The following is a 17,814-nucleotide window of genomic DNA, read 5'->3' on the forward strand; positions in this document are numbered from 1 at the left end:
CCGTATGGATGGGTTTGACGGCCGGGGCGGGCGAGTGGCCCGGCGCCCGCCCCGGCCGAGTGGTCGGCTCACATCCGCTGGATGATCGTCCCGGTGGCCAGTCCGCCCCCGGCGCACATGGTCACCAGCGCGAACTCCTTGTCGGCGCGCTCCAGTTCGTGCAGGGCCGTCGTGATGAGCCGGGCCCCGGTCGCCCCGACCGGGTGTCCGAGGGCGATGGCACCGCCGTTGACGTTGACCTTCTCGAGGTCCTGCTCGAAGACCTTCGCCCAGCTCAGCACCACGGACGCGAACGCCTCGTTGATCTCGACGAGGTCGATGTCCTTCAGGGACATCCCCGCCTTGCCCAGCACGGCGCGGGTGGCGTCGATGGGGCCGTCGAGGTGGAAGTGGGGGTCGGCGCCGACGAGGGCCTGGGCGACGATCCGCGCCCGGGGCTTGAGCTTCAGCGCGCGGGCCATCCGCTTCGACGCCCACATGACGGCCGCCGCGCCGTCCGAGATCTGCGAGGAGTTGCCCGCCGTGTGCACGGCCGTCGGCATGACGGGCTTCAGCCGGGCCAGGGCCTCCGGGGAGGTGTCCCGCAGCCCCTCGTCCTTGTCGACCAGGCGCCACATGCCCTGCCCGGCCCGCTGTTCCTCCTCCGTGGTCGGGACCTGGACGGCGAACGTCTCCCGTTTGAAGCGCTCCTCGGACCAGGCGACGGCGGCGCGCTCCTGCGAGCGGAGTCCGAGGGCGTCGACGTCCGCGCGGGTCAGGCCGCGGTGACGGGCGATCCGTTCGGCGGCCTCGAACTGGTTGGGCAGGTCGACGTTCCACTCGTCGGGGAACGGCTTGCCGGGCCCGTGCTTGGACCCGGAGCCGAGCGGCACACGTGACATGGCCTCCACGCCGCAGCTGATGCCCACGTCGATGACGCCGGCCGCCACCATGTTGGCGACCATGTGGCTCGCCTGCTGCGACGACCCGCACTGGCAGTCGACGGTCGTGGCCGCGGTCTCGTACGGCAGTCCCATGGCCAGCCAGGCCGTGCGCGCGGGGTTCATGGACTGCTCACCGGCGTGGGTGACGGTGCCGCCGACGATCTGCTCGACCGCGTCGGCGGGGATGCCGGTGCGGCCGAGGAGCTCACGGTAGGTCTCGCCCAGGAGATATGCGGGGTGGAGATTGGCGAGCGCGCCGCCGCGCTTGCCGATCGGCGTGCGTACGGCTTCGACGATCACGGGCTCCGAGGCCATGGGGATGCGTCCTCTCCCTAGGGCCTGTCCGGCGGGCAGGCCCGGTCAACCCGCGCGGCGCGGGCGTCCCGGCCACCCGCCACGCAGAACTAGTACGCGTTCTAGTTCTGCCTGCAGTCTGCGTACAGCGGGTCCGCAACCGCAAGGGGGGTGCAAGCAATTGAGGGAGCCACGCCCCTTGCTACTTGTAGAACCCGTTACTACCTTCACGGCAACCGTGATTTGCTGATGGTCCGTCAGAATGGTGGGAGTGAGTCGCTCATGCCCTGTCCCGCGCTGCCCGACGGCTTCGACTTCACCGACCCCGACCTGTTGCACCGCCGCGTCCCGCTCCCTGAGTTCGCCGAACTCCGGCAGACCGAACCGGTCCGCTGGATCCCGCAGCGGCACGGCCTCGCCGGGTTCGCGGACGACGGCTACTGGGCCGTGACCAGGCACGCGGACGTCAAGTACGTCTCCACGCACCCGGAGATCTTCTCCTCCTACCTCAACACGGCGATCATCCGGTTCGCCGAGCACATGCGGCGTGAGGCGATCGACGCGCAGCGCCTGATCCTGCTGAACATGGACCCGCCGGAGCACACCCGGGTCCGCCAGATCATCCAGCGCGGCTTCACCCCGCGCTCGATCCGCGCCCTGGAGGACCGGCTGCGCGCCCGCGCCCAGGCGATCGTCGCGGCGGCCGGGGCCCGCTCCGGCCCCTTCGACTTCGTCACCCACGTCGCCTGCGAACTGCCCCTGCAGGCCATCGCCGAACTGATCGGCATTCCGCAGGACGACCGGGCGAAGATCTTCGACTGGTCGAACAAGATGATCGCCTACGACGACCCGGAGTACGCGATCACGGAGGAGATCGGCCAGGAGTCGGCCGCGGAACTGATCGCCTACGCGATGAACATGGCCATCGACCGCAAGCAGTGCCCGGCGCAGGACATCGTGACCACGCTGGTGGCGGCGGAGAACGAGGGCAACCTCAACTCGGACGAGTTCGGCTTCTTCGTGCTGATGCTGGCGGTGGCCGGCAACGAGACGACCCGCAACGCCATCACCCACGGCATGCACGCCTTCCTCACCCACCCCGGGCAGTGGGACCTCTACAAGCGCGAGCGCCCGTCGACCGCCGCCGAGGAGATCGTCCGCTGGGCCACCCCGGTCAACTCCTTCCAGCGCACGGCGGCCCAGGACACCGAACTGGGCGGCAAGCAGATCAGGAAGGGCGACCGCGTCGGCCTCTTCTACGCCTCCGCCAACCACGACCCCGAGGTCTTCACCGACCCCGGCACCTTCGACATCACCCGCGACCCCAACCCCCACCTCGGCTTCGGCGGCGGTGGCCCCCACTACTGCCTGGGCAAGTCCCTGGCGGTCCTGGAGATAGACCTGATCTTCAACGCGATAGCCGACGCGATGCCGAACCTCCGCCTCGCCGCCGACCCCCGCCGTCTGCGCTCCGCCTGGATCAACGGCGTGAAGGAACTCCGGGTCACCACGGCCTGACCCCACATACCCGGGCCGACGGCTCCCGGCGCCGCCGGCCCGGCCCGGGGAGGCAGGAACGCCCCTACACCCTGTTCCTGCCTCCCCCGAGGGATTCGCAGCGGCATGTACATCCCCGGGATGAGCACCGCCCCGGGTTACATCCGCGGGCTGACGACCTGGCCGGGCGGCGCCGCCTAGCGTCCCTGTCATGACCAGCGAAGAGAACAGCGGCAAGGGAACAGGGGCCGGGACGGTCGCCATGCGGGAGGCGGCGGTCCGGGTGAGCGGATCACGCACGGCGTACGGGGACGCCGTTGCCCTGAACGGGGTGTCATGGGCGTGTTCAACACCGTCGTGCTCAGCGCCCGGGAGCGCCGGCGCGACCTCGGCATGCTCAAGTCGATCGGCATGACGCCAGGCCAGGTCACGGTGATGATGGTGGTCTCCATGGCCGGGCTGGGCCTGCTCGGCGGGATCCTGGGACTGCCGCTCGGAGTCGCGGCGTACCACGTGGTGATCCCGATAACCGAACACTCGGCCCAGCTCACCTTCCCGGCGAGGATGCTGGATGTCTGGCACCCCGGGTCGATGACACTGCTGGTACTGGCCGGGGTGGTGATCGCGGCACTGGGCGCGGTGATCCCGGCACACGTCGCGGCACGGCAGGCCATCGCCCGGGTGTTGCGCACCGAGTGAGGAAGGGGCGCGCTCGGCACGACGGAACCATGAGACGGGCCTGCCCCTGACGCGGGAGGTTCACCGGAGCGAAAGCGGGAGACCAGCGGTGCGGTTCCTCGGACCGGGCGCGAGAAGGATCACATTCGGGTGGCCGGAAACCGGTTGGTCGGGGGTGGGAACGTGCCTGTACACGGCGCATTTAGATGCTTCATGCATCGAGATGCGTACGCCCCGTGACGTGCACTGATGCCCCTAGGGTCGGTTTTCGGTCCGCCCGCCGACGTGCGGACCGCGTCCCAGTCCCCGTCGAAAGGCAGGCGAGCGAAGCTTTGGCCAGTGCCACAGCCGCCTCTTTGTCCACCCCGCTGAAGACCTCCCGGGCCCCCGAAGCCACCGTCACCGAACCCGCGCTGGTCAAGCGTGCCGTGAAGGCCGCCGCGCTGGGCAACGCCATGGAATGGTTCGACTTCGGTGTCTACAGCTACATCGCGGTGACCCTGGGCAAGGTCTTCTTCCCCTCGGGGAACCCGACCGCCCAGCTCCTTTCCACCTTCGGTGCCTTCGCCGCGGCCTTCCTGGTACGGCCGCTCGGCGGCCTGGTCTTCGGCCCGCTCGGCGACCGTGTGGGCCGGCAGAAGGTCCTCGCGGTCACCATGATCATGATGGCGGCGGGCACCTTCGCGATCGGCCTGATCCCGTCGTACTCCACGATCGGCGTCGGCGCGCCGCTGCTGCTCCTGGCCGCGCGGCTGGTGCAGGGCTTCTCCACCGGCGGTGAGTACGCGGGCGCGTCGACGTTCATCGCCGAGTACGCGCCGGACAAGAAGCGCGGTTTCTTCGGCAGCTGGCTGGAGTTCGGCACGCTGGCGGGCTACATCGGCGGCGCGGGCCTGGTCACGGTGATGACGGCTCTGCTGTCCTCGCACGACCTGCTGACCTGGGGCTGGCGGATCCCGTTCCTGATCGCGGGCCCGATGGGCATCGTCGGCCTGTACCTGCGGCTGCGGCTGGAGGAGACCCCGGCGTTCGCGGCCGAGGTCGAGAAGGCCGAGGCGAGCCGGCCGCGGGTGCCGCTGCGCGAGATGGTGGCCGGGCAGTGGAAGGCGCTGCTGCTGTGCATGGGCCTGGTGCTGGTCTTCAACGTCACGGACTACATGCTGCTGTCGTACATGCCGAGCTATCTGACCAGCGAGCTGAAGTACGACGAGACGCACGGGCTGCTGGTGGTGCTCGGCGTGATGGCGCTGATGATGATCGTGCAACCGCTCGCGGGTGCGCTGTCCGACCGGGTCGGCCGCCGGCCGGTGATCGCGGCGGGGTGTGCGGGCTTCCTGCTCCTCTCCGTCCCGGCACTGCTGCTGATCCGGCAGGGCAGCCTGCTCGCGGTCGGGCTCGGCATGGGGGCGCTGGGGCTGCTGCTGGTCTGCTTCACGGCGGCCATGCCGTCCGCGCTGCCCGCGCTCTTCCCGACCCGGGTGCGGTACGGCTCCCTGTCGATCGGGTTCAACGTGTCCGTGTCGCTGTTCGGCGGCACGACTCCGCTGGTGGTCACGGCACTGATCGGGGCGACCGGGAACATGATGATGCCCGCCTACTACATGATGGCCGCGGCGGTCGTCGGCGGGTTCGCGGTGTGGCGGATGACGGAGTCCGCGGGGCGGCCGCTGCCGGGGTCGGCGCCGTCGGTGGAACAGGGCTGACCGCCTTCCGGCGGGTGAGCGGCGTGGGCCTGCCCGGGCGGGCGGTTCGTCGCCCCCGCCGCTCCAGTCCTGAGGGGCTCCGCCCCTGCGCCCCGCGAGACTGCGCCCCGCAAGGATCGCGGCGGGCGACCGGGGACTCCCCTGCGGATTCGGCACGTGTCAGCCACGCCTGAGCCCGGTTCACACCTCGTCGCGGTGGGTGAGGTGGCCGTTGGTGAGCCGCCAGTAGTGCCGGTGCGGCGTCAGTCGCCAGGTCTCGTCGGCGGCGAGCGCCTGTGTGATCCATTCGTGGAGCTGAGGGAGCGCGTGCGCGAGCAGAAGCGTGCGGGTGGCGGCACGCTCAGTGGCATCGACGGGGTGGACGTCCACGCGGAAGCCGATCATGTCCGGGTGGATGCCACGGCCGTGGTTGCGGGGGTCCGGAGCGATCCATTCTGCTCCCAGGACGATCGCCCCGCTGTCATGTCCGGTGAGGAACCGCAGGTCCGTGACCCGGGCCATGCGAGGGCCGAGACAATCGCCGATGTCGGTGGTGGTCAGTGGCCAGGCACGGTGCCGGGGCAGTCTTCGATTTCGCGCGGACATGGCGAGCAGAATGGCAGAAAAGGCCGGTCGTCGCGCACGAGGCCGACGATGTCGCGCCCCCGGGGACATGGACCGCTGCCCGCACTTGATCCGGCTGGTGGGAGTACGCGAGTCCCGACCGACTCGCCGTGCCGGCCGGGCCCGCCTGGGGTGGCGGGAATGCCGACGTGGCCGGGGGGATCGGTGGCATGCTGGCGGTGGCCGTGGCGGGGGCGACCGTGTTCGCCGTACGGCGGTCACGGCGGCTGCTCGAGGTGCCGCCGGGGTATCCGACCAGTACCGGACATGGAAAGGCAGTGGGCGCATCATGAGCGGGTCGCAGCTCTGGGACGACGTCGACTTCTACTTCTCCAGCCACCTCTCGCCCGACGACGAGGTGCTCCAGGCGGCGCTGCGCGACAGCGAGGCGGCCCAGCTCCCGCACGTCAACGTCACGGCGAACCAGGGCAAGCTGCTGCAGCTCCTCGCCGAGATCCACAACGCCCGCACCGTCCTGGAGATCGGCACGCTCGGCGGTTACAGCACCATCTGGCTGGGCCGCGCCCTGCCCGCCGACGGGCGCCTGATCTCGCTGGAGTACAGCGCCAAGCACGCCGAGGTCGCCACCCGCAACATCGCCCGGGCGGGCCTGGACAAGATCGTCGAGGTACGGGTGGGCCCGGCCCTGGAGTCGCTGCCCAAACTGGCCGACGAGAACCCGGCCCCCTTCGACCTGGTCTTCATCGACGCCGACAAGTCCAACAACGCCCACTACGTCGAATGGGCGCTGCGGCTCACTCGCGGGGGCAGCCTGATCATCGTCGACAACGTGGTACGCGGCGGGCGGGTCGTGGACGCCGAGAGCATCGAGCCCGACGTACGCGGCACCCGCGCGGCCATCGAGCTGATCGCCGCCCACCCGAGGCTGAGCGGCACGGCGATCCAGACGGTCGGCAGCAAGGGGTACGACGGCTTCGCCGTGGCCCGGGTGCTGGGGTAGAGGCCGTACCCCGGCTTCACTCCTCGTGGTAGAAGCCCACGTTCACGCTGCGCGGCTCGGTGCGGTCCTGGATGATGATCTCGCCGGAGCCGCCCCGGGGCAGCCGTACGGTGCCGCCGTAGGCGATGGTCTGCGCGTACTCGCCGACGGTCAGCCGCACCTCGGAGGACGGGTCGGCCTGCGAGCCGCGCAGCCAGGACACCTGCCAGCCGCCGTCGGGCCCGCACAGGAACTCCAGGTGGACCCGGGAGACGAAGAGCCAGTCCTCGGGTGTCACCAGGCGGCACACGGCCCCGTCGCGGCCCACCCGCAGCACGGCGCCCGGTTCGCTGGGCGCGTCGGCCATCGTCATGCCGGCCGTGGCGCCCGCGTCCGCCGCGGAGACGGTGGCCATGGTGAGTTCGAGCACGTGCGTTCCCCCTGGAATGTGCTGGTGCGGCGGCCGGATGGCGCTCCGCCGCCGCATGATAAAACGCCCGGCCCGGCCGCGTCCGGCACAATGACCTCATGACCGAGCGAAAGCCACCGGGTGTGCCGTTCGAGTCCTGGGTCGACAAGCAGATCCACGACGCCGAGGGGCGCGGCGAGTTCGACCATCTGCCCGGCGCGGGCAAGCCGCTGCCGAGGGACCTCGAGAACTCCTATGACGAACTGTGGTGGGTGAAGCGCAAGTTGGCCCGTGAGGGCCTGGCGGTCCTGCCACCGGCCCTGGCCCTGCGCAAGGAGGCCGAGGACGCCCTCGCGGCGGCGTACGCGGCGCCCTCGGAACGGATCGCACGGGAGATCATCGACGACGTCAACGTCAAGATCCGCGACATGATGTTCAAGCCGCCGCCCGGCCCCCCGCTGGGCAAGAAGCCGTACGACGTCGAGGAGGTCGTACGTGAGTGGCGGGAGCGCCGGGCGGCGGCGGACAGGACGGCGGACAGGACGGGTACGGCCGGGGCGTCAGAGGTGTAGCAGGCGCTCCGCCAGTTCTCGGTAGTCCTTCAGGGCCAGCCGGAGTTGCTCGGTGTCGGCCTTGGCCCCCGCCTTTTCGTCGGTGGACTGCCAGGACTGGCGCAGGGTGCGGCGCCGCTGGGTGATCGCCTCCGTGAAGCGGGCGGCGACCTCCTCCATCACCCGGTCGGCCTCCGCCACGGCGTCCCGGGGGCCGTCGATGAACCCGGAGACCGCCTGCTGCAGCCGTAGCCCGAGCTTGTCGCTCTCCTCGTGCGCGACGAGCGGCGAGGCGGAGGCAGCGGAGACGGCGGGCGTCGTCGTGGTCCGCGTGGTGCCGGTCGCCCCGGCGGAGGGCCTCGCGGCGCCGGTGTCCGGGCCGGTGCCGGTGTCCGGGCCGGTACGGGTCTCCGTGTCGGTCGTACCGACGCCGGTCTTACCGAAGCCGGTGGTCCCGGTGTCGGTGGTCCCGGTGTCGGTGGTCCCGGTGCCGGTGGTCCCGGAGTCCGTCTTTCTCATGCCGGTCGTCCCGGTGTCGGTCTTGCCGGTGCCGGTGGACCTGCGGTCGGTCGTACCCGTGCCGGTCTCCCCGGCCCCGGGCCTCGCGGTGCCGGACTCGGTGTTCCAGGGTGCCCGGGTCCCGGAGGTCTCGGTCAGCGGCGTCTCGGCTCCGGATCCGGTCGCCTCGGCCCCGGGTGTCTTCGCGTCGCGTCGGTTCACGTCGGTCATCTGTCCTACCTCCCCGCGACCTGGTGGCGCTGGAAGAAGCGGTTGGGCCGGTGGGCGTGCTGTGCCTTGTGGGAGACGGCGTTGCGCGGCTCGGAACGCGTCAGGTCCTCGAACAGCGCCCGCGCCTCCAGCATCGCCGCGCGCAGCTCCTCGGTGTCGGTGCCGGGCGTGCCGTCGGCGGAGGCGCCGGTACCGGTCCCGGTCGGGGCGACGGCGCGGTGGACGCGCCGGTAGCCCTGGACGTGACCGGCGTGGTGCACGGACAGCGCGGCGAGCTGCTCCTCGTACTGCCCGCCGTCCGGGAAGCCGCGCGCGCCGGCCACTTCGGAGATCAGCCGGTCGACCTCGGCCACCGCCTCGCGCGGCGAGTCGACGAAGTGTTCCTGGGCGGCCGCCCAGCGGGCCTCGAACCGTTCGCGCTCCGCGGGCTCCAGGGGCCGCTCGTGCAGCCCGCCGTGCCGCTCCAGCCGATCGGTCAGCTCGCGCTCGGCAGCCTTGGTGTCGCCGTCGTGCCGGGCCAGCACGTGGTCGTACTCGGGCCCGAAGCGCCGCCTCAGGTTCCGCCCGCCGTTTCCGCCGCGGGCGCGCATGGTCATGACGGCCGCGACAACGACCACGGCCGCCACGATCACGATCAGGGCAATGATCAAGCCTGTGGACATGTCTGCCTTCCGGTGTGTCGGCCCCGTGGGCCGGTTCATTGCCCGGGTTGCCCGGAAGGAGGCCCACAAACGACGCTCAGTCAGCGAAGCCGCGCGTTCGGGTGACCGGCCGCGGTGCGGCGCCGGCTATTTCGGTTGCACCGGGCACCCGTCCGCTCCCCACAATGCGGGCATGACCTGGACCATCGCACCGGAACCCGTGGACTCCCCTGTCGCCGCCGCGCTTTGGCGGGCGTACTACACCGAGGTCAGCGACCGCTGGTACCTGCTGCACGAGGGGCGGCGGACCGGCACGGAGGAGCTGGAGCGGGGGATCGCTGCCGGTACCGGTGCCGAACTCGCGCCGCCGACAGGGCGGTTGCTGGTGGCGTGGTACGACGGTGAACCGGCCGGCAGTGCGGGGGTACGGCTCCTGGACCCCGCCACCGCCGAACTCACCCGGGTGTTCGTGCCGGCGGCGCTGCGCGGCAGGGGCGGCGCGGCGCTCCTCGTGGGCGCCGCCGAGGAGGCGGCGCGATCGCTCGGCGCCGGGCGGATGGTCCTCGACACCCGGACCGACCTGGTGGAGGCCCGCGCCCTGTACACCCGGCTGGGCTACGAGGAGTGCGAGCCGCACAACGACGACGTGTACGCCGAGCACTGGTTCCGCAAGGACCTCAACCGACCCTGACCGCAGACCCGTTGTGCGGCCGCTCCCGCTCCGAGCCGCACAGTTCGCCGGTCAGCTCCTTCACCAGCCGGTCCAGGTCGGTGGGCCGCTCCGGGCCCCACCAGTCGCCGAGCAGTTCGGCCAGCGACTCCTCGCGGACCCGGGCGAGCCGTTCGGCGACCACGCGCCCCTGCTCGGTCGGGACGAGGTCGGGTCCCTCGCGCGTGGCGAGCCGGCGCTCCTCGAGCTGGCGGGCGGCCTCGATGATCACGTTCAGCGGCACGGTGGTGCGTTCGGCGAGCATGCCCGGCTCCACCGAGCCGTACCGCCTGATCCGCAGCAGCATCCAGCTCGCCCCGGGCAGCAGGTCGTAACCGGCCCGTTCGGTGATGGTCCGGTAGATCTCCCGCCGCCCCTCGCGGGTGCCGAGCAGGGACAGCGCCCGGCACACCTCGTCGTACGAGGACCGCTCGACCGGGTTGGGGGCGATGGTCTCCGACGCGTCGGGCGCCGTGACCGAGCCGCGCAGCCGGTCCTCCTTCAGGAACCAGGCCAGTACGAAACCGAGCAGGGCGACCGGCGCCGCGTACAGGAACACGTCGGTGATCGACGACGCGTAGGCGTGCAGGGCGGCCGGGCGCAGCGCCGGCGGCAGGGCGGCGATGCCGCGCGGGTCGGACTTCAGCGCGTCGGCGGACAGTCCGGCGGGCAGCCGGACGCCCCGGAAGGCGTCGGTGAGCCGCTCGCCGAGCCGGCTCGCGAACACCGAGCCGAAGATGGCGACGCCGAAGGAGGCCCCGATGGACCGGAAGAAGGTGGCGCCGGAGGTCGCGACGCCGAGGTCCTCGTAGGAGACGGCGTTCTGCACGATGAGGACGAGGACCTGCATGACCAGACCGAGGCCCAGGCCGAAGACGAAGAAGTACACGCTCATCACGGCGGTGGAGCTGTGCTCGTCGAGGCGGTGCAGCAGGAGCAGCCCCAGCGCGGTCACGGCGGTGCCCGCGAGGGGGAACACCTTCCAGCGGCCGGTGCGGCTGACGATCTGCCCGGAGACGGTCGAGGACAGCAGCAGACCGAACACCATCGGCAGCATGTGCACACCGGACATGGTGGGCGAGACGCCGTGCACGACCTGGAGGAAGGTCGGCAGGTAGGTCATCGCGCCGAACATGGCGAAGCCGACGATGAAGCTGATCACGGCGGCGAGGGTGAAGGTGCGGATGCCGAACAGCTTCAGCGGCAGCACGGGTTCGGCGGCCCGGCGTTCCACGGCGACGAAGGCCACGGCCAGGACGACGCCCAGCACCGCCAGGCCGATGATCTGCGGCGAGGCCCAGCGCCAGGTGGTGCCGCCCAGTGAGGCGACCAGGACCAGGCAGGTGGCGACCGCGGCGATCAGGAAGGTGCCCAGGTAGTCGATGGCGTGGTGGGCGGCCCGGCGCGGGATGCGCAGGGCGGTGGCGATCACGGCCAGGGCGACGACGCCGACGGGCAGGTTGACGTAGAACACCCACCGCCAGCTCAGGTGCTCGGTGAACAGCCCGCCGAGCAGCGGTCCCAGCACGCTGGTCGCGCCGAAGACGGCCCCGAACAGCCCCTGGTAGCGCCCGCGCTCGCGCGGCGGGACGATGTCGCCGACGATCGCCATCGACAGCACCATCAGCCCGCCGCCGCCCAGCCCCTGCAGCGCGCGGAAACCGATGAGCTGGGGCATGTCCCGCGCCATGCCGCACAGCGCGGAGCCGATCAGGAAGATCACGATCGCGGTCTGGAACAGCTTCTTGCGTCCGTACTGGTCACCGAGCTTGCCCCACAGCGGGGTCGCGGCGGTGGAGGCCAGCAGATAGGCGGTGACCACCCACGACAGGTGTTCCAGCCCGCCGAGGTCGCTGACGATGGTCGGCAGCGCGGTCGACACGATCGTCTGGTCGAGGGCGGCGAGCAGCAGGCCGAGGAGCAGGGCGCCGATCGAGACGAGGACGTTGCCGCTGACGTGCTCGGCGTCCTCGGGGCTCTGTGGTCGCCTCGTCGTGCCGTGCGCATCCAGGGCCATGGAGACCTCCCGGGGCTCGTGTGACACCTTCCATCGTCAACGGTGTCACCCGTTATGGCCCGTTGAGTCCTCTCGGGGCCGGTATTGCCGGGGGCCGACGTCCGAAGTTGTGGTGAAGGTCTGCATAATCTGTGGAGCCCTGGGGCCGGTGATCCGTACGGGGAGGGACCGAACACGTGGCAGGACCGAAGGGCCACTCATGCCCGGAATGCGGCGCGCCGAAGGGGCCGCGCAACGCCCCGTCGTGCGGCTGCGCCCAGCGGGCGTCCGAAGCCCTGCGTGACACGCGCACCGCGGAGGCGGCCGCGGCGGAGGACTTCGATCCGCTGCGGATACGGCCGTACGTCGACCTGGACGCCCCGGCCGACGCCACGATGCCGCTGCGTCTGACGGAGGGGGCCGCGGCACCGGTGCCGCCACGGGCCGGGGGACGGCCGGAGGAGCCGGGCCCGCCGGAAGGGCTGGAAGGGCCGGACGGGCCGGAAGGGCCGGACGCGTCCGGCAGGGCGCTGGCGCCCCCGCCGGTCACTGAGGTGACCGAGCCGGTGGACCGGCTCGACCGGCCGGAGGCCGTGGACGACGGGGAGCAGCCGGTCCGCCGCCGTCGCAATCTGCTCCTGGCCGGCGCCGCCGCGCTGGTCGTGGTCCTCGCGGCAGCCGGTTTCGCCGGCGGCCTGCTCTCCCACGCGACCCCGTCGCGGGACGGGGCGGCCCCCGAGGACGTACGGGAGAAGGTCCCGGACGTGTCGGCGAGCGCCCCGGTGACGCCGAGCCCGGCGACCGCCTCCGCGTCCGCGTCCGCCAGTACGTCGGCGCCGGCCACCCCGTCCAGCGACACGAGCCCGTCGGCGTCCCCCTCGGCCTCGGCCTCGCCCACGGCCCCGCGGTCCCCCGGCCCCAGCCGCTCCGCCGAGCCGAGCGAGATCGAGACGCGCGCCCACACCCCCGCCCCGGCGGGCACGTCCCCGAGCCCGGTACTGCGCCCCGGCGACCACGGTGCGGAGGTCACCGAACTCCAGCTCCGCCTGCGCCAGGTCGGCCTCTACGCCGGCGACATCGACGGCGACTACTCCACCCAGGTGGAGACGTCCGTCAGCACCTACCAGTGGACCCGGGGCATCCAGGCCGACGAATCCGGCGTGTACGACGCACCGACGAGGGCGAAGCTCGAGTCGGAGACGTCGGAGCCGTAGGCCCGTGCGCGGCCGCGGGCGGTGCCTGGTGCCGGGCCGCCGCGACCGCGCGGCCACCGGCTGCCGTACCCGCCGGGCCGCCGTCGCGGAGCGGCCGGGGCCGGGTGGGTTTCGGTTTCGCGTACGGTGCCGGACCGCCCGCGGCCGGTGGACCCCTACGCGCCGACGTGGAGCCGCATCCCCCCGCCCCCGAGCGCTTCCACCCGGACGTCCCGCAGATCCCGCACGGTCACGTCGGGCCGGTGGGACGCGGCTCGCGGGCCGATCCCCACCACCCGCATCCCGGCCGATCGCCCGGCGGCGATTCCCGCCCCGGAGTCCTCGAACACCACGCACTCGGCGGGGTCGACGCCCAGCTCGGCGGCCCCCTTGAGGAAGCCCTCGGGATCGGGCTTGCTCGCGCCCACCGACTCGGCGGTGATCCGCACGTCCGGCAGGGGCAGTCCGGCGGCGGCCATCCGCGCCGTGGACAGCGGAACGTCGGCGGAGGTCACCAGCGCGTGCGCCAGCCCGGCGGCCCGCAGCGAGGCCATGAACTCCACGGCGCCCGGGACGGCGACCACGCCGTCCGTGTCCGCGGTCTCCGCCGCGAGCATGCGGGCGTTGTCGGCGAGGTTCCGCTCGACCGGACGGCCGGGCAGCAGCAGGGCCATCGAGGCGTGCCCCTGACGCCCGTGGACGACCTTCAGCACCTCGTCCCCGTCCAGTCCGTGCCGCTCGGCCCAGCGCCGCCAGATCCGCTCCACGACGGCGTCCGAGTTGACGAGGGTGCCGTCCATGTCGAGCAGGAGGGCGCGGGCGGTGAGGACGGTGGCCGGCATCGGCAGCTCCAAGTGACTGGGAAGACAAAGCGCCCCGCCCGCCGGTCAGGGGAAGCGGGCGGGAGCCACTTTGTTCCCCCACGGTACAAAACATGTGCCGCTCCCGCCACCGCTCCGGCGAGGATTCACCGCCCGTTCAACTCAGCCGGCAACGGCTTCGTACAGGCTCCAGGCGCCGAGCCCCAGCATCAGCACGGCCGCGACCTGCGTGATCAGCCGCAGCGGCACCCGCCGCATCAGTGCCTGCCCACCGACGATGCCCAGCCCGGCCACCGCCCACAGCCCGAGCACCGCACCGAGACCGACGGACAGCGCGTCGTCGTACCGGGCGGCGAGGTTCGCGGTCATGATCTGGGTGAGGTCGCCGAACTCGGCGACCAGGATGAGCGTGAACCCGGTACCGGCGACCTTCCAGAAGGACTGGTCGGCGGGCTTGCGGATCTCCTCCTCGCCGTCGCCCTTCTTCAGGAGCAGCACCGCGGCCCCGCCGACGAAGAGCAGGCCCGTCAGGGCGTGCACGATCCGCTGGGGCAGCAGGGTCAGCACGCTGCCCGCCGCGACGGCGAGCACGACATGCAGGAGGAAGGCGGCGGCGACGCCCACGAAGACGTACGAGGCGCGGTAGCGTGCGCCGAGGACGAGCCCGGCGAGCGCCGTCTTGTCCGGCAGTTCCGCGAGGAAGATGACGCCGAACACGAGCGCCGTCACGGTGATGCTGATCAAAATCCCTCAATCGGTCGGGGCCGCCCCGCCGAGAGTGCTGAACCTCACATGAGACACCTCGGCACGGCAGCGCTGTCGGCGCCCGTGCCATGGAGCACGGGCGTGCACTGCTTGCCGAAGGTCTCGCTGGGCGGTCCGCACGGGATCCGCCTCCGGGCGCCGGCTCAGGCTGGCTGAGCAGTATGTCGACGGTCCGGCGGAGAGCTACTCCCCTTCTGCGCCACCCATCGTACGGGACGCGAAAGTTCCGCCCGACATCTTGTCGTGTCATGTACGTGTCATTAACTTCTTACCGGGCGCACACCTCCCCGCAACACGGTGCCGCGAGCATTCCCTCGCTCGCGCCCCAACACCCCCACCCCGCAACGGAGTTCACATGACCCGCCGCTCAAGGTTCTACGCGCGTCGACGCCTGAGCATACTCGCGGCCCTCACGGGCCTGATAGCCTCCGCCGCCCTCTTCGACTCCCCGAGCGCCTCCGCCGCCCTCCCCACCCCGGTCAGCGCGGCCACCGCCCGCGGCTACCTCGCCTCGCTCACCGTGGCCACCGAGAACCGCACCGGCTACAGCCGCGACCTGTTCCCGACCTGGATCACCATCAGCGGCACCTGCAACACCCGTGAGTACATCCTCAAGCGGGACGGCACGAACGTCGTCACCAACTCCGCCTGCACCGCCACCAGCGGCAGCTGGTACTCCCCCTACGACGGCGCGACCTGGACCTCCGCCTCCGACGTCGACATCGACCACCTCGTCCCGCTCGCCGAGGCCTGGGACTCCGGCGCCAGCAAGTGGACCACCGCCCAGCGCCAGGCCTTCGCCAACGACGTCACCCGGCCCCAGCTCCTCGCCGTCACCGACAACGTCAACCAGGCCAAGGGCGACCAGGACCCGGCCACCTGGATGCCCGCGCTGACGTCCTACCGCTGCACCTACGTACGCGCCTGGGTCCAGGTGAAGTACTACTACGACCTGTCCGTCGACTCCGCCGAGAAGACCGCGCTCACGAACTACCTCGCGAACTGCTGACGGAGTCTCCCGCCGGCCCTCCGGGACTCCCCCCTGCGCCGTCCCGTACCGAACGGGGCGGCGCAGGGCGCGCTGGACGGCCTTGCCGGAGCGGCTGGACGGAACCGACGCCGAGTGCTACCTGATGAGTCATCAGTTTTAGCCATGTGCAAGGCGGTTGTCCTTGGATGTGCTGACCGGAGGCGGACATCGAGCGACCTGCCCCTGCGGCCCGTCCAGGTGTGTATTGCGTCACGCTTTCGGGCGCCGAAGCGATGGTGACAGCCGCCCCACATGGGGCGGAGGCCGAAACGGAACCGCAAGCGGAAGCCGAACCATGGCCAAATGTTGAACTTGCAAGCACCCATTAGGCCCTCCTAACCTGGGTCCCTCGTTCGGTACCGCCACCCCCACCGACCGGCCAGTCCCCTACCGGTCCGACCGAAACCGAAGGAGCAACCCCCCATGTCCGCTCGTCTCAACGCCGCTCAGCCCTACGCCCTCGGCCTGTTCCGGATAGTCGTCGGCCTCCTCTTCACCGTGCACGGCGCCGCCTCGCTCTTCGGAGTCCTCGGCGGCGCGATGGGCACCCACGGCGGCACCATCTCCGCCGGCACCTGGCCGGGCTGGTACGCGGCCGTCATCCAGCTGGTCTGCGGCGGCCTGGCCCTGCTCGGCCTCGGCACCCGCGGCGCGGCGCTGCTCGCCTCCGGCTCCATGGCGTTCGCGTACTTCGACATCCACCAGAAGCACGCCCTGTGGCCGATCCAGAACGGCGGCGAGCTGGCGGTGCTGTTCTGCTGGTCGTTCCTGCTGCTGGTCTTCACCGGCTCGGGCGCCTTCGGCCTCGACGGGCTGCTCGCGCGGCGCACGGCCGGCTCGGAGGAGCGCGCGACGGAGCGGGCCACGGTGGCCGCCTGACCGGCTCCGTTACCCGGACGCCGCGGGCGTCCGGGTAACGAGCTCACCACAATCGCCCCATGTGACCCCGCTGTCACACCCTCGGCGTACGCTGTATGGCTGTCATCGGGGGAGCAACGGGAGTCGTCGTGTTCGAGAGCGTGGGGTCGCTGGCAGCCGTGACGGCCGCCGGGCCATGGATCTACGCGATGGTGGCCCTGTCGGTCCTGCTCGACGTCTTCCTGCCGGTACTGCCGAGCGGTGTGCTGGTGATCAGCGCGGCCACCGCGGCGGCGGCCGGCTCGCACGCGGCCGCAGGGGGCGTGCCCCACGACGTGCCCGACATCCTGACCCTGATCGTGTCCGCGGCCACCGCCTCGCTCGTGGGCGACCTGGTGGCCTACCGGCTGGCCTGGCGCGGCGGGGACCGGCTGGACCGTGCGATCGCCCGCTCCCGGCGCCTGACCACAGCGCAGGAACGTCTCGGCGCGGCCCTCTCCCGAGGCGGCGGGGCCCTGGTCGTCCTGGCCCGCTTCGCCCCGGCCGGCCGATCGGTCGTCTCCTTCTGCGCGGGCGCCGCCCACCGCCGCGCCCGCGACTTCCTCCCCTGGTCCGCCCTGGCCGGCCTCTCCTGGGCCGCCTACAGCGTCGCCCTCGGCTACTTCGGCGCGCAGTGGCTGGGCGCCACCTGGCTGGCTACCGGGGTGTCACTGGCGGCGCTGTTCCTCGCGGGCGCCGGAGCGGCGTACGTGATGCGGCGCCAGCCCGCGTAGTCCGTTCAGGACGCGTCCACCGGGGGCCGCCGCCCCCGCACCTCGAGCCCGCCGAGCAGTTCCGCGGTGGCCTCCGCCACCGCGTCCACGGCCCGCTCGAACACCTCCCGGTTGTGGGCGGCGGGTGCCCGGAACCCGGAAATCTTCCGCACGTACTGCAGCGCGGCGGCTCGAATCTCGTCCTCCGTGGCCTCCCCGGCCAGCACGGGCGGACGCAGTGTCTTGATACTCCGGCACATGTCACCAGTGTCCCGCACGCTCCCCCGGGATCGACCACCCGTTCGCATGAACCTCCCCAGCACACTCGCCCCTCAAAATCGAACAGGCGTATCATTGGCGTGTGGCTGCGACCTATGACTTTCCGAGTGACCTTCTCGCCGGTCAGGAGGAGCTGCACCAGGTCAGGGCCGAGCTGTCGGCTCTGCTGAAGCGGCTGCCCTGGTCGGTGGAGCCGCTGGACGGCTTCAGTGACGAAGGCGGCTGGCGCAAGGTGGAACGCCCGGCCTCCCCGGGCTGGTCGGCCGATGAACAGGCCGAGGTGGAGAAGCTCCGCCGACGCGAGCACGAACTCGCGGTCTTCGTCAGCTGCCACCGCTTCTGGGCGGAGGTGGCCGCGGGCGACCGCGTGGACGCCCGCACGAAGCTCAAGCACGCGCGCACGACGCAGACGGAAGAGGAAGAAGAGGAAGAAGGCGACTGAC

General features: G+C 71.6%; 20 protein-coding genes. 11 read left to right on the top strand and 9 right to left on the bottom strand.

Translation table 11 applies throughout. The annotated features are described in order from the left end of the window. Window positions 1-68: 68 nt before the first annotated feature. Complete coding sequence (locus ACWC21_RS34500) at window positions 69-1,238, bottom strand: steroid 3-ketoacyl-CoA thiolase (protein WP_450887723.1); 1,170 nt, start codon at window positions 1,236-1,238, stop codon at window positions 69-71. A gap of 261 nt (window positions 1,239-1,499) precedes the next feature. On the opposite strand from ACWC21_RS34500, the gene ACWC21_RS34505 reads away from it, so the two are divergent. The 3 genes from ACWC21_RS34505 (at window position 1,500) to proP (ending at window position 5,095) form a co-directional block, all read left to right on the top strand. Continuing rightward, window positions 1,500-2,735 (top strand): cytochrome P450, encoded by a 1,236-nt coding sequence (locus ACWC21_RS34505; protein ID WP_450887725.1) that lies wholly within the window; start codon window positions 1,500-1,502, stop codon window positions 2,733-2,735. Between the two features lie 321 nt (window positions 2,736-3,056). Beyond that, window positions 3,057-3,413, top strand: a complete 357-nt coding sequence (locus tag ACWC21_RS34510; RefSeq protein ID WP_450887727.1) for an FtsX-like permease family protein — start codon at window positions 3,057-3,059, stop codon at window positions 3,411-3,413. Window positions 3,414-3,598: 185 nt separating this feature from the next. Continuing rightward, the gene (gene proP, locus ACWC21_RS34515) at window positions 3,599-5,095 is read left to right on the top strand and encodes a glycine betaine/L-proline transporter ProP (RefSeq protein WP_450887728.1); all 1,497 of its coding nucleotides are present in this window, start codon (window positions 3,599-3,601) and stop codon (window positions 5,093-5,095) included. A 180-nt stretch (window positions 5,096-5,275) separates the two neighbouring features. On the opposite strand, the gene ACWC21_RS34520 is transcribed toward proP, so the two are convergent. Further along, the gene (locus ACWC21_RS34520; protein WP_450887729.1) at window positions 5,276-5,596 is read right to left on the bottom strand and encodes a hypothetical protein; all 321 of its coding nucleotides are present in this window, start codon (window positions 5,594-5,596) and stop codon (window positions 5,276-5,278) included. Between the two features lie 391 nt (window positions 5,597-5,987). On the opposite strand from ACWC21_RS34520, the gene ACWC21_RS34525 reads away from it, so the two are divergent. Then, window positions 5,988-6,659 carry an O-methyltransferase gene (locus ACWC21_RS34525; protein ID WP_450887731.1) on the top strand — a complete coding sequence of 224 codons (672 nt, stop codon included), beginning with the start codon at window positions 5,988-5,990 and terminating at the stop codon, window positions 6,657-6,659. Window positions 6,660-6,675: 16 nt separating this feature from the next. Here the strand turns inward: ACWC21_RS34525 and ACWC21_RS34530 are convergent, their stop codons facing one another. Then, a complete protein-coding gene (locus ACWC21_RS34530) occupies window positions 6,676-7,068 on the bottom strand; it encodes a hypothetical protein (RefSeq protein ID WP_450887733.1) in 393 nt (130 codons plus the stop codon). A gap of 98 nt (window positions 7,069-7,166) precedes the next feature. Here ACWC21_RS34530 and ACWC21_RS34535 point away from each other — a divergent pair, with 98 nt between their 5' ends. After that, window positions 7,167-7,619: a DnaJ family domain-containing protein gene (locus tag ACWC21_RS34535; protein ID WP_450887734.1), complete on the top strand. Its 453-nt coding sequence runs from the start codon at window positions 7,167-7,169 to the stop codon at window positions 7,617-7,619. On the opposite strand, the gene ACWC21_RS34540 is transcribed toward ACWC21_RS34535, so the two are convergent. Together ACWC21_RS34540 and ACWC21_RS34545 are read right to left on the bottom strand one after the other, a co-directional pair. Then, a complete protein-coding gene (locus ACWC21_RS34540) occupies window positions 7,608-8,327 on the bottom strand; it encodes a hypothetical protein (protein WP_450887735.1) in 720 nt (239 codons plus the stop codon). The two genes, ACWC21_RS34535 and ACWC21_RS34540, sit on opposite strands and share 12 nt — an antisense overlap. A 5-nt stretch (window positions 8,328-8,332) precedes the next feature. Continuing rightward, the gene (locus tag ACWC21_RS34545; protein ID WP_450887736.1) at window positions 8,333-8,989 is read right to left on the bottom strand and encodes a hypothetical protein; all 657 of its coding nucleotides are present in this window, start codon (window positions 8,987-8,989) and stop codon (window positions 8,333-8,335) included. 172 nt (window positions 8,990-9,161) lie between these two features. On the opposite strand from ACWC21_RS34545, the gene ACWC21_RS34550 reads away from it, so the two are divergent. After that, window positions 9,162-9,659 (top strand): GNAT family N-acetyltransferase, encoded by a 498-nt coding sequence (locus ACWC21_RS34550; protein ID WP_450887738.1) that lies wholly within the window; start codon window positions 9,162-9,164, stop codon window positions 9,657-9,659. On the opposite strand, the gene ACWC21_RS34555 is transcribed toward ACWC21_RS34550, so the two are convergent. Further along, entirely contained in the window at window positions 9,646-11,694 is a 2,049-nt protein-coding gene (locus ACWC21_RS34555; protein ID WP_450887740.1) for a DHA2 family efflux MFS transporter permease subunit, read from the bottom strand. The two genes, ACWC21_RS34550 and ACWC21_RS34555, sit on opposite strands and share 14 nt — an antisense overlap. 176 nt (window positions 11,695-11,870) lie before the next feature. On the opposite strand from ACWC21_RS34555, the gene ACWC21_RS34560 reads away from it, so the two are divergent. Further along, window positions 11,871-12,887 (top strand): peptidoglycan-binding domain-containing protein, encoded by a 1,017-nt coding sequence (locus tag ACWC21_RS34560; RefSeq protein ID WP_450887742.1) that lies wholly within the window; start codon window positions 11,871-11,873, stop codon window positions 12,885-12,887. A 155-nt stretch (window positions 12,888-13,042) separates the two neighbouring features. Here the strand turns inward: ACWC21_RS34560 and ACWC21_RS34565 are convergent, their stop codons facing one another. Next, window positions 13,043-13,708: an HAD family hydrolase gene (locus ACWC21_RS34565; RefSeq protein ID WP_450887744.1), complete on the bottom strand. Its 666-nt coding sequence runs from the start codon at window positions 13,706-13,708 to the stop codon at window positions 13,043-13,045. 141 nt (window positions 13,709-13,849) lie between these two features. Next, window positions 13,850-14,431 carry a TMEM165/GDT1 family protein gene (locus ACWC21_RS34570; RefSeq protein WP_450887745.1) on the bottom strand — a complete coding sequence of 194 codons (582 nt, stop codon included), beginning with the start codon at window positions 14,429-14,431 and terminating at the stop codon, window positions 13,850-13,852. A gap of 376 nt (window positions 14,432-14,807) precedes the next feature. Here ACWC21_RS34570 and ACWC21_RS34575 point away from each other — a divergent pair, with 376 nt between their 5' ends. The 3 genes from ACWC21_RS34575 (at window position 14,808) to ACWC21_RS34585 (ending at window position 17,113) form a co-directional block, all read left to right on the top strand. Continuing rightward, window positions 14,808-15,461, top strand: a complete 654-nt coding sequence (locus ACWC21_RS34575) for an HNH endonuclease family protein (protein WP_450887747.1) — start codon at window positions 14,808-14,810, stop codon at window positions 15,459-15,461. Window positions 15,462-15,905: 444 nt separating this feature from the next. Beyond that, window positions 15,906-16,361 carry a DoxX family protein gene (locus tag ACWC21_RS34580; protein WP_450887749.1) on the top strand — a complete coding sequence of 152 codons (456 nt, stop codon included), beginning with the start codon at window positions 15,906-15,908 and terminating at the stop codon, window positions 16,359-16,361. 128 nt (window positions 16,362-16,489) lie between these two features. Further along, window positions 16,490-17,113, top strand: coding sequence for a DedA family protein (locus ACWC21_RS34585; RefSeq protein WP_450887750.1), 624 nt, complete (start codon window positions 16,490-16,492; stop codon window positions 17,111-17,113). Between the two features lie 5 nt (window positions 17,114-17,118). Here the strand turns inward: ACWC21_RS34585 and ACWC21_RS34590 are convergent, their stop codons facing one another. Then, on the bottom strand, window positions 17,119-17,352 hold the full coding sequence (locus ACWC21_RS34590; RefSeq protein ID WP_450887751.1) for a DUF2277 domain-containing protein: 234 nt from the start codon (window positions 17,350-17,352) through the stop codon (window positions 17,119-17,121). 101 nt (window positions 17,353-17,453) lie between these two features. On the opposite strand from ACWC21_RS34590, the gene ACWC21_RS34595 reads away from it, so the two are divergent. Then, window positions 17,454-17,813: a hypothetical protein gene (locus ACWC21_RS34595; RefSeq protein WP_450887753.1), complete on the top strand. Its 360-nt coding sequence runs from the start codon at window positions 17,454-17,456 to the stop codon at window positions 17,811-17,813. Window position 17,814: the final 1 nt, after the last annotated feature.

It is taken from the genome of Streptomyces sp. NPDC001348 (assembly GCF_053597535.1).